Raw genomic sequence first — 10,745 nt, 5'->3', positions numbered from 1 at the left:
GAACAACACCCACAACTCATCCGGCACCAACCGCTCAACCAGATCCGCCATGCATCGTTCAACGACTGACCACGCCATAAGAAACGACGTCTTAGAGCTGCGTAAGCGTCGTTTGCCGCGCTGCCCAAGATCTGGCTCAGGAACACACCAACGAGCGTGCGCGAGCCGGCCTGTCATCACGCTGCCGCGAGGATCGAAGGTGCGCCCCACGGCTCGCGTGACGACGTCGGAGAGGCAAGTGCTGATTCAGGCTGCCGATAGCGGTTAGCAGGGAATCGAGCATGCCCTTTCCTTGGTGCAGCGGATCGACAAAGCGAACTTCAGTTTCGATCAACGTCTTGTTCTGTTGCAGGGGTCCCCTGAGGAATGGCCTGCCGACCATCTGGATCTGCTGGCGGATTACACACCTGTCGGTTTTTCGTCTCGGTGGGGAGAGGTCCAAGCGTTTTTGGGTAGCGGCAGGGATCTTCCCAGGCCGCTGGACAACGCGTAGTCCGAGGGCACGGAAGCGCCCCAGCCGTCTCGGGCTGGGGCGCTTCGTCAGGTTCGGTGTCGCCGTTCGGCCGCGCCTGTGGCGGCGGGAGTCGTACCCGCGTCGTGACCGTCACGGTAGCCGATGGCGGCGGCCAGGACGTGCACCCGGCGGCCGCTTCCCTGGATTCACCAGGGGCATTCCACAGAACTGCCGTACCCCGGCAGCTTTTCGTCCCAGATCCAGCCCTTGAGGACCAGGTTGCTGTAGTACGCGGTCACATGTGTCCACGTGTTGTTGTGGCTGTTGACGGTGTAGCAGTCGTATACGACCCTGGTGTTCGGGGTCAGGCCGTAGCCGGGGGTGCAGTCGGCGTACGGGCCCTGCTGGTGGAGTGTCGCACTCTGGGTGAGTCTCGTTTCCGTGCCGTCCACGCTCTTCCAGGAAGCCGTCTGGCACGCTGCCGCGCCGGATGAGGCCGCGTGGGCTGGCGCGGCGGCTGCGCCGGCGAGGAGCGCGGTGCTGAATACGGTGCTGGCGATGGCATGGCGAAGACGCATGGGTTCCCTTCCCCCTGGTGACTGAGCTTCCGCCGCCCCCGTTGATGCGGCGTGCCGATTAGCGTCTCCGGTCGGTCTTGTAGAAACCTTGAATGCGCTGCGGCCGTTGCCGGCATGCATCTCCCGTACGGGGGCCCTGCGTTTCCCGCGTCCAGGAGCGCCACGTCGAGCGCACCCGCCGGTGGATCGCGGCCGAGGAGCGGCGTGCCACCGATGAGAGGCTCGCGGCTGACGAGCGGGAGCAGCGGTGCCCGCCATCGCCCGCCATCAAGTGGCGGGCGATGCCCATGGACTTCCCCGTCTAGGACCGGGTCTACGCGTTCATCCGCCGCTGGCGGGACAAGGGTCTGGTCAAAGAGTTCCACGACCGGCTGCGCGGGAAGACCCGGCCGACCGGGACCCGGAGCCGACCGCAGGCATCATCGACTCCCAGTCGGTCAAGGCCGCCGCGTCCGTGCCCGCCTCCTCACACGGCTTCGACGGTGGGAAGAAGATCAACGGCCGCAAGCGGCCGCAGGTCGTGGTGGAGCGGACTTGGTCAGCGGACTGCCTTTGACCGCAGGCCGGGGATGTGGACCCCAGAGTGAGACCGAGCGGCTGGATACGGCGTGAGACACCGTGAGAAACCACAAGTCACAGCGTCGGCGGATGCCATCAGAGCTGAGAACCTGCATGAAGTGCTCCAACCCGGGAGCCGCACCGGCTTTACTCCGCGGTCGCGGTCGCGGCCTGCGTCCACGCGCAGGCCGAGGCCGATGCCCGGGCTTGTGGCTGCAAAAACCGGCGCCCAGGGGCGCGAAACGGTGTGCGTGGTGGTGTTGGTCCTCGTTCCGGTGACGCAGGGCCGCGTTGATCCCGCGTGGGTGGACGTGCTGCTGCGGCTCTGGCTGCGCTGGCGGTTCCCGGCCCTCGTGTGTGCAACCGGCGCGGGACCGTGGGCATCCGGCCGGCGGTCTCGCGCCTGCCACCGGCACCGAAAGGTTCACCGTGGGTGTGTCACCCGTGGAGCGATGCGCCTCCTGCGAAACGGAGTTCCCCGACGGCCCGGGCCCGGCCGTCCGAAGAGGTACTGCAGTGTCACCTGCCGCCGCCGGGTCCAACGGCAGCGCGACCAATACCGCGAAGGACGGCTGTACAGGCAGCATTCGAGCAGCGGCACAGCAGAGTCCGGACGCCGTCTGCTCGGGAAGGTTCTCGCAGCTGCCCGGTCAGAACTGCACCTGATGCTTCCGTGATCGCCGGGCGATCGCAGCGGTGCGCGTGCCGGACGCGGGCCGGGGTACGGACGAGGGCCGGGGTACGGACGAGGGGCGGCCGGGTTCGCCGCCGTGTTCCAGGATCTGACGGCCGACGGCCTGGGAGCTCCCGGCCGATTCTACGAATGAATCCGAATCAGCCAATGCTGAAAGGTAGGGATGACATGACAGAGCGAAGCCGCTCGAGGGTGCCCGTCCCTGCCGGCCTGGGCGGCGACATCAACGCTCACCGTGAAATGCCGCAGGTATACGGAGCCGACGGAGCGAATGATCACATTCGGTAGCAGACGTAGGTTCGCAGAGCAGGCCATGTTTGGCTGCCGACGATGCCGTCGGTTGCGAGCGTATAACCGTGCGAGTTGTTCATCATGGTCTGGAATCGCTTAGCGGCGGCTCGGGAGTTGGTCCCGAAGACACCGTCGATCGTGCCGGGGTCGAATCCTGCCCACTTGAGCAGGCACTGAGCCTCGATACCCGCCGTTGTCACCACGGTGGAGCTCGGAACGACCGACATGCCCTCGTAGTAGCCGGCATACGCATAGGGCTCCGCGGCGTCATAGCTGCAGCTATATGCCTGAGCGGTGGTGGTGCCGGCGAAGGCGGCAGGCGCGGCAATGGTTCCGGTGGTCAGTGTGGCGACTGTCAAAGCCGTCACGATACTTCTGCGCATGTCGTCTCGTCTCTCTCGTGAGGTGGTCCGGCAGCACGGCCGTTGGCCGACTGCTGCTGGTGGCAGGTGCTTCGGCTCAGGGCGGCCGGCCTGCTTGTGAGCGTGTGGAATCCGGCGCCGTCATGGACGATGACCGCGTGCTCCGACTCCAGGTACGCCGCCGTCCCGGCGCCGACGGCGCCGGGACGGACTTTCTTGATCAACAAGTTCCCGAGCTGTGGACGATGACGGCCGCTCAGGCGTTGTACTCGGCGTACCACCGCAGCGCGGGCCATGTTTCCTGGCCGACGATGCCGTCAATGGCGGTGTTGTAACCGAACGCGTCGTTCATCAGGGTCTGGAATCGCTTGGCAGCGGCTTGAGACCTGGGCCCGAAGACACCGTCGATCGTGCCGGGGTCGAATTTCGCCCTCTTGAGCAGGCACTGGGCCTCGATGCCCGCACTCGACACCCCGCCGGAGCTCGGAATGACCGTATTGCCGCTGTAGTAGCCGGCATACGCGTTGCCTCCCGAGACGGAGTAGTGACAGCTGTATGCCTGAGCGGTACTGGTCCCGGCGAAGGCTGAGGGTGCGGCTATGGTGCCGGCGATCAACGTCGCGGCTGTCAAGGCAATCGCGATGTTTCTGCGCAAGGTCGTCTCGCTTCTCTCGTGTCGTGGGTCCGGTGGTCATCACTGTCAGGCGAATGCCACCAGTGGCGCCGCTGCACGATGTGCTGCGACGCTACTTCTCCGGAATACGCAGGGGACGGTTCAAGTCGTGGTACCTGGAGAGGGCGGCTGGATCTACCAGTGGGCGCCTACGTAGTACCGCAGTTCAGGCCATGTCGCGCTGCCGACGATGCCATCGACGTCAAGCACGTGGTAGCCGGCCCTGTCGTTCACACGGGCCTGGAATTCCCTGGCGGCGGCTTTGGAGTTGGTCCCGAAGACTCCGTCGATCGTGCCAGGGTTGAACCCTGCCTCCCTGAGCAGGCACTGGGCCTCGATGCCCGCACTCGACACCCCGCTGGAGCTCGGAATGACCGTATTGCCGCTGTAATAGCCGGCATACGTATACGCTCCCGACTCCGAGTAGTGACAGGTGTATGCCTGAGCGACGGCGGGACCGGCAGATGCCGCAGGGGCGGAAATGATGCCGGTGATCAGCGCCGCGGTCGTCAAGGCCAGAGCGATGTTTCTACGCAAAGTCGTCTCGTCTCTCTCGTGTACGGCGTGGTAGTGACTACCATGAGTCGACCGCCGCTGGTGGTGCGTGCTTCAGCCTTGTGACGTCGGAGCCTGAAAAGCAGCTCTTGACATTCAAGGTGTGCAACAGCGCAGGAAGTACCACGTTTTGGGGCCGACGATGCCGTCGACTTCCAGCATGGGGCGTTCGGCCCAGTCGTTTATGTATTCCTGGAATTTCCTCGCGGCGGCTCGAGAGTTGGGCCCGAAGACACCGTCGATCGTGCCGGGGTCGAACCGCCCTGACTTCTTGAGCAGGCACTGGGCCTCGATGCCCGCACTCGACACCCCGGTGGAGCTCGGAATGACTGTACTGCCGCCGTAATGGCCGGCATACCAATCGCCGCTCGACGATTCGGTGTAGTGACAGGTGTATGCCTGAGCGACGGCGGGACCGGCAGATGCCGCAGGGGCGGCAATGGTGCCAGTGATCAGCGCCGCGGTCGTCAAGGCCATAGCGATGTTTCTGCGCAAATTCATCTCGTTTCTCTGGTGCGGTGATCCGGTGATGATCACCGCAGGCCGACTGCTACGCGTGGCACGTGTTTCAGTCTTGAGGGAAACGGGTACTACGGCCATTCCGCGATCCCTCGCGTCCTCGCATCGCAGCTCCCCCGCAGTGGTGGGGCCCCAACACCGCCGGCCACCAGACTGTGGTGATCAGGCCTTCTAAGGCGACCATTTGTGCCATGATTCGATCAGGTTCGAAAGGACGGCTGCGGAACCAGCCGGACCGGACAGCGGAGGGGTCGGAAGGGGCGTGATCGAGCTCACCGTGGACGCCGCCGGGCTCGCCCGGTCCCGCTTCGCCGTCTCACCGCTGCACGAGGTCGCCTTGACGCTGCTGCCCTGGGGTGTGCAACCGGCTCCTGATACCGATCCGTGGATCGCTCGCGCCCGGCGCATACTGCGTCGGGCGCAACTGCCACTGCTGTCGGAACTGGCGCGGGACGAGGGCGGATACGTGCCCGACTTCCTCAGCCCGCATCCTTCAGGGCCCTCGCCCACAGTAGAGGAGCAACTGAAACAGGTCCGGTGCACCCCACCCCGGCGCATCCTGTTCGAGTTGGAGGCCCTACGCGACGGGCGGCCCCGGAACGGTCTCGCCGGTTGCGAGCTGCCGGCAGGTGTGCGGCGGGCCATGGGGCGGGGTGGTGCGCATGTGGCCCGGCAGGCGGCCGACGAGATGCGGCGCTATTGGGATCTGGCCTTCGCCCCGCACTGGGATGCCGCCAAGGCCACTCTCGACGCCGAGATCGACCGATGCGCCAACGTGCTCGCCCGACATGGAGCGGCCACGCTCTTCAACTCGCTTCACTCCGACATCCGATGGGCCGATGGCACCCTGCGGGTCGAGAGCCGGTTCCGGATCGCCCTGCCCGTGCCCCTGGTGATCGTCGTACCGTCACTCGTCGCACGTGGGTCAGTCGTGACCGTGGACCCGACGCGTGACGGGGGGCGGCCCCCGACGCTCATCTATCCCGTGCGCAACGAGGTCATTGCCAACATCGCATCAGCGACCCCCACTGCCGAGATGGCCCGACTGCTCGGCCCCACCCGTGCTGGACTGCTGGCCGCTCTGGCACAACCGGCCTCCACCACGGAGTTGGCGATACGTCATTTCCTCAGGATCTCCACGGTCTCCTACCACCTCGGCATACTGCACCGGGCCGGCCTCGTCGCCCGTGCCCGGTCCGGCCGATCAGTGCTCTACCGCCGTACGCCCGAGGGGTCCCGACTCGCGGGGCGCCGGTAGACGGGCGCAACTCCTCGGTCCCCCGTTATGTTCTTCGCGGTCCTGCAAGAGGGCCGCTGGCCTCCGGGCCCGGCATGGCTGTTCCCCCCTGTCGAACCGATGACCCGGGGGGTGGTGCCACCGGGCCCGAGAGGCGCCGTTGGAGACGCTGATCAGAGGTCCGGCCACCGTCCGGTCCGGCGCAAGGCCGGGCAGTTCGCGGGCGGCAGGTCTGCATAACGTGGATGCGCGCACGACGCCAACGCCGAGGCCGGCACCGCACAACCCCGTTCGGGAGGACGGCTTGAACGAGTACGACGAGATAGGCGTCTTCCTGGGCCTGGACGTCGGCAAGAGCCACCACCACGGCCACGGACTCACCCCGGCTGGCAAGAAGGTCTTCGACAAGCAACTGCCGAACACCGAGCCGAAGCTGCGGGACGTCTTCGAGAAACTGAAGACCAAGTTCGGCACCGTCCTGGTGATCGTGGACCAGCCTGCCTCGATCGGAGCCCTCCCGCTGACGGTGGCCCGCGACACCGGCTGCAAGGTCGCCTATCTGCCCGGCCTGTCGATGCGGCGGATCGCCGACCTCTACCCGGGCGAGACGAAGACCGATGCCCGCGACGCGGCCGTGATCGCCGACGCGGCACGCACCATGCCGCACACCCTGCGCTCGCTGGAACTCACCGACGAGATCACCGCCGAGCTCACGGTCCTGGTCGGCTTCGACCAGGACCTCGCTGCCGAGGCCACCCGCACCAGCAACCGGATCCGCGGCCTGCTCACCCAGTTCCACCCATCCCTGGAGCGCGTCCTCGGCCCCCGGCTCGACCACCAGGCCGTCACCTGGCTGCTGGAACGCCACGGATCCCCGGCCGCCCTGCGAAAGGCCGGACGCCGCAGACTCGTCGAGGTGATCCGGCCCAAGGCCCCGCGCATGGCCACGCGGCTTATCGACGACGTCTTCGACGCGCTCGACGAACAGACCGTCGTCGTCCCCGGCACCGGCACCCTCGACATCGTCATCCCATCCCTGGCCCGCTCGCTCGCGGCCGTCCACGAACAACGCCGGGCCACAGAAGCCCAGATCAGCGCCCTGCTGGAGGCACACCCTCTTTCCCAGGTCCTGACGTCGCTGCCCGGCGTCGGCGTCAGGACCGCCGCCACCCTGCTGGTCACCGTCGGCGACGGCACCGGCTTCCCCACCGCCGCCCACCTCGCCTCCTACGCAGGACTCGCCCCGACCACGAAGTCGTCCGGGACCTCGATCCACGGCGAACACGCACCCCGAGGCGGCAACCGCGTCCTGAAACGCGCGATGTTCCTGTCCGCGTTCGCCGCCCTGCACGACCCCGCCTCCCGCACCTACTACGACAAATGCCGGGCCCGAGGAAAAACCCATACCCAGGCACTTCTCCGCCTGGCCCGGCAACGGATCAACGTGCTGTTCGCGATGCTCCGCGACGGCACCTTCTACGAACCCCGAACCCCACGCCTCGCTTGACCAAAGACATAGAGGCACCCCTGTGAAACCGGGGCGTAGATCCGTACCCGGGGAAGCCGACGGTCCTTGCACGTCATCGAGGCGGAAACACGTGCAGGAGAACATGCACACCTCGTCCGAGTCCGGGATGGGACATCCTTACTCACGCTCGAAAGCAGTGCGGCCCCGAGAGTGTCCGCCTGAGGGGTGCGGGGAGACACTTCCGTGCCGGTGACGGCAGTGGCCATCACGAGCCAGTCCGTTCCGTCACCGCCGGACAGGGGGAACGCCGCTTCGATGGAGCGATGGAGGCCGGCGCCTCCTCCGTCTCCTCGGCGTGGTGCCGTCGTCCCGGACCACGGCTCACGCATCCGTGTCCATCGGACCGGCTCGGCCAGGGCCCGGTCCGCGAAACACGGCCTCGGCAGAAGCGCGGCGGAGCGGCCGGCGGTCTCGGCGGCGCTCTACCCAGAAGATCCCTGGCGCCTTCCGGCCATTCCATGGCAGGTTCCCGGAGATCGATCATCGACACGGCCGCGCCGACCGGAGTGAATTCCGACGTTTCGGCTGCTGGGTTGGTCTGTCCTGCCTCCCCCCGTCGCGCCGTTGCCGGTCGGGTCCGCTTCGGGGGGAGGGGTGCTCAGTCTGTGGTTGTGGCCTTGGCCTCGGGGCGTCGCTCGGCGGCCACGGCCACGCGCACGGCTGGGGCGACCTCCTCAGCGAACTGCCTGATGACATCGGGGGAGTTCGCACGGTAGAGGAAGAAGGCGCTGATCCCCTGGGTGAGGGCGAGGTCGGCCAACTGCTCGACCCACAGACGCGGGGGTCCGTCCAGAAAGGTGGAGCCGGAGGAGAACCGTCCTTCGATGTTGTACCCGCGGCGCACGTCGCGCGGGGAACGCCCGGCTCGGGCCGCGGCCTCGTCGATGACCCGGTTGGCCGTCGCCACGTGCTCCGGCGGCAGGAACGGCGAACTCGGCACCCATCCGTCCGCGATCGTGCCGACCAGACGCAGCATCCGGGGCTGGTAGGCACCCAGCCAGATGCCGAGGTCGTGCACGGGGCGCGGACCGGGCTTCACGCCGGCCAAGCGGTAGTGCCTGCCGTCGAAGCCCACCTCGGTGTCCGACGTCCACAGGGCACGGATGATGCGAACCGCCTCCTCCAGCGCTTCGATGGACTGGGCGGCATTTCGCCGCGGGCCGCCCTCTGCGACCACGAGGTCCCACATCTGCTGGGCGCCCGTGGCTACACCCAGCTCGAAACGACCGCCACTGAGGATGTCGAGCGTCGCGGCGGTGCGGGCGAGCGTGGCGGGCGGGCGCAGCGGGAGATTCGCCATGTTGGGCATCACCGTGACACGTTTCGTCCTGGCCACGATGGCGGCCAAGAGGGCCATGGTGTCCAGCCGCTCCGGCCAGTAAGGGTGATCCGAGAGGCTCACCACGTCGAGCCCGACCGCTTCGATGAGTTCGGCCAGGGCCAGGACGTCCTGGGGGCGGTCGTTGGGCGGCTCCAGCAGGGCCCCGAACACGAGATCGTGTCCGTAGTCGGTCATCGCCGCACCCCCGTCCGCGGCGGGGTGGGTGTGCCGTGTACGCGTTCCGCGTACTGAGCGAATGCCTGCGCGGCAAGATCCGCCATTACCGGACGAATCTCCGGCGGCATCGTGGCGACGATGTCCCGGACGGTGTCGGGTTCGCCCTCGTAGGCCATCATGCCGAAGATCAGGATCATGTCATCGGGCACGAGACCGGCGCCGCCCTCGGCGACCATCTGTCCCCACTCCGCCGCCGTGATGTGCTTCTTGATCAGCGGAAGTGCCTGGTCCTCCTCGGTCGCGAGGTGTTCGACGAGAAGATCCAGCAGGCGCTGCAACGCCTCGGCGAGCGCCGCCCCGTCCTCCGGGGCCACGGTGACCCGCCACGTGGCCGCCGCGTCCCGCACCTCGGTGTTGGTCTTCTCGATCGCCTCGTGCTGGTCCTCCATGACCCGCACGACGGCAGCGGCATCCGTCCCACCCCTGGTGAGCAGCCGGGGCCACAGGTGCCGGTCCTCGCCCTCGTGGTGATGACGAAGGACGGTGTCGACGAACTGGATGTGGTCGGCGACGATCCCCGCCCGCTCGGCGTTGCCGCCCGCCACGCCACGTACCAGGGCTGGGGCGAGGCCGATCTCCCGGCGGAACATGGTGTGCGCCATGTACATATCACGCACGTCTGCGTAAGGCTCGTTTTGCATGTTCAATTTCCTAATAATGCTCGCAGGGCTTTACTGGTTGAAAGATTAACAGGCCCATGGCATTTTTCCTGGAATTGTCCAGCAAACGAACTCGATTATCCGCGAAGTGTTTTCAGCGGCGTCTGCCCGTACCTAGCCTCGTGTGCGGCCGCGAACCGGCCCAGATGGCGGAAGCCCCAGCGCCGCGCGACGGCGGCAACGGATTCGGCGAAGGGGTCCGCGGCGCGCAGTTCTTCGTGAGCCCGGCGCAGTCTGACCTCGCGTACATAGGCCATCGGTGCCATTCCCAGATATCGACGAAAGCCGTTCTGCAGGGTACGGACGCTGACGTCGCAGGACGAGGCAAGCATCGCCACGGTCAGGGGCGCCCTCGGATCGGCCTCGATGAGGTCGACGGCCACGCGGACCGCGGCCGGTCGCGCGGCGGCCGCAGGTGCCCTGAGCGCCTCGGAGTGCGAGTGCACCGTCGCGAGCAGGAAACCGTTCACCAGGCTCTCCGCGAGCGGGGCCGCGATGAGCGGCTCGGAGAGGAGACTGTCCGGTTTCCCCAACTGCCGGTTGACGGACAGGAGCAGTTCCGCCCAGCCGCGCCCGAAGCCGGCCGCGATGTTCACGGTGTGCTCGAAGGTGATCCGCGCCGGTGCGCTGTCGTCCAGAACCCGCACAAGCGCGGCGTTCACGTACGTGACATCCAGCCGTACGCACAGTGCCCGGTAGCCGGCCGCCCACCGGCCGAAGAACGATCCGCCACCGGGCCGGTAGAGAGCGGTTGCCTCGCGGGTGTGGCTCAGGTCGATGCCGCGGTGCCGCGAGTCGAAGCGACCCGCGAGCGGCAGGTGGACGTAGTAGTAGGCGCCGACGTCGTCGCAGGTGACCGCCAAATCGCGCAGAAATGTGACCTCGCCCAGGCCCACCGGGCCGAGCTGTACCTCACGATAGGCCGAAGCGAAGCGTCCTTCCGTCGTGCCGAGCGTGTCGATGGTCGGGGTATGCAGAAACACTGTCCCTACTCGAATGTCGATCTCGTTCCGAGGCGAATACGAGCGGCGCAGCCAACCGGCTCAACGCCTCCGCTGTACAAACGTAACTCGCCCCGC

10 protein-coding genes are annotated in these 10,745 nt (G+C 67.0%); 2 read left to right on the top strand and 8 right to left on the bottom strand.

Annotated features, from left to right (window positions below):
- Nucleotides 1–660: 660 nt before the first annotated feature.
- The 5 genes from ACFYYH_RS33265 to ACFYYH_RS33245 form a co-directional block, all read right to left on the bottom strand.
- Entirely contained in the window at nt 661–906 is a 246-nt protein-coding gene (locus ACFYYH_RS33265; RefSeq protein WP_388559245.1) for a hypothetical protein, read from the bottom strand.
- A 1,653-nt stretch (nt 907–2,559) separates the two neighbouring features.
- Nucleotides 2,560–2,934: a peptidoglycan-binding protein gene (locus tag ACFYYH_RS33260; RefSeq protein WP_388559242.1), complete on the bottom strand. Its 375-nt coding sequence runs from the start codon at nt 2,932–2,934 to the stop codon at nt 2,560–2,562.
- 259 nt (nt 2,935–3,193) lie between these two features.
- On the bottom strand, nt 3,194–3,592 hold the full coding sequence (locus ACFYYH_RS33255) for a peptidoglycan-binding protein (protein ID WP_388559239.1): 399 nt from the start codon (nt 3,590–3,592) through the stop codon (nt 3,194–3,196).
- A gap of 153 nt (nt 3,593–3,745) precedes the next feature.
- Nucleotides 3,746–4,123 carry a peptidoglycan-binding protein gene (locus tag ACFYYH_RS33250; protein ID WP_388559236.1) on the bottom strand — a complete coding sequence of 126 codons (378 nt, stop codon included), beginning with the start codon at nt 4,121–4,123 and terminating at the stop codon, nt 3,746–3,748.
- A 138-nt stretch (nt 4,124–4,261) separates the two neighbouring features.
- Nucleotides 4,262–4,765, bottom strand: a complete 504-nt coding sequence (locus ACFYYH_RS33245; RefSeq protein WP_388559233.1) for a peptidoglycan-binding protein — start codon at nt 4,763–4,765, stop codon at nt 4,262–4,264.
- Between the two features lie 181 nt (nt 4,766–4,946).
- Between ACFYYH_RS33245 and ACFYYH_RS33240 the strand changes: the two genes are divergently transcribed.
- Nucleotides 4,947–5,942: an ArsR/SmtB family transcription factor gene (locus ACFYYH_RS33240; RefSeq protein WP_388559230.1), complete on the top strand. Its 996-nt coding sequence runs from the start codon at nt 4,947–4,949 to the stop codon at nt 5,940–5,942.
- 283 nt (nt 5,943–6,225) lie between these two features.
- Nucleotides 6,226–7,428 (top strand): IS110 family transposase, encoded by a 1,203-nt coding sequence (locus ACFYYH_RS33235; RefSeq protein WP_388559227.1) that lies wholly within the window; start codon nt 6,226–6,228, stop codon nt 7,426–7,428.
- 619 nt (nt 7,429–8,047) lie between these two features.
- On the opposite strand, the gene ACFYYH_RS33230 is transcribed toward ACFYYH_RS33235, so the two are convergent.
- From ACFYYH_RS33230 to ACFYYH_RS33220, 3 genes are all read right to left on the bottom strand, one after another.
- Nucleotides 8,048–8,965, bottom strand: a complete 918-nt coding sequence (locus ACFYYH_RS33230; protein WP_388559225.1) for an LLM class flavin-dependent oxidoreductase — start codon at nt 8,963–8,965, stop codon at nt 8,048–8,050.
- Nucleotides 8,962–9,615 carry a hemerythrin domain-containing protein gene (locus tag ACFYYH_RS33225; RefSeq protein ID WP_388559260.1) on the bottom strand — a complete coding sequence of 218 codons (654 nt, stop codon included), beginning with the start codon at nt 9,613–9,615 and terminating at the stop codon, nt 8,962–8,964. The genes ACFYYH_RS33230 and ACFYYH_RS33225 overlap by 4 nt, the downstream gene beginning before the upstream one ends.
- A gap of 128 nt (nt 9,616–9,743) precedes the next feature.
- A complete protein-coding gene (locus tag ACFYYH_RS33220) occupies nt 9,744–10,649 on the bottom strand; it encodes an AraC family transcriptional regulator (protein WP_388559222.1) in 906 nt (301 codons plus the stop codon).
- Nucleotides 10,650–10,745: the final 96 nt, after the last annotated feature.

The organism is Streptomyces sp. NPDC002018 (genome assembly GCF_042890865.1).
In the GTDB taxonomy this organism is placed as follows: domain Bacteria; phylum Actinomycetota; class Actinomycetes; order Streptomycetales; family Streptomycetaceae; genus Streptomyces.
This window is presented reverse-complemented; position numbering and strand designations above follow the sequence as displayed.

What these genes read in the sequence shown, in the direction of transcription:
- ACFYYH_RS33230 (WP_388559225.1), bottom strand. Translation starts at nt 8,965, where the DNA reads ATGACCGACTACGGACACGATCTCGTGTTCGGGGCCCTGCTGGAGCCG.
- ACFYYH_RS33225 (WP_388559260.1), bottom strand. Translation starts at nt 9,615, where the DNA reads ATGTACATGGCGCACACCATGTTCCGCCGGGAGATCGGCCTCGCCCCA.
- ACFYYH_RS33245 (WP_388559233.1), bottom strand. Translation starts at nt 4,765, where the DNA reads ATGGCCGTAGTACCCGTTTCCCTCAAGACTGAAACACGTGCCACGCGT.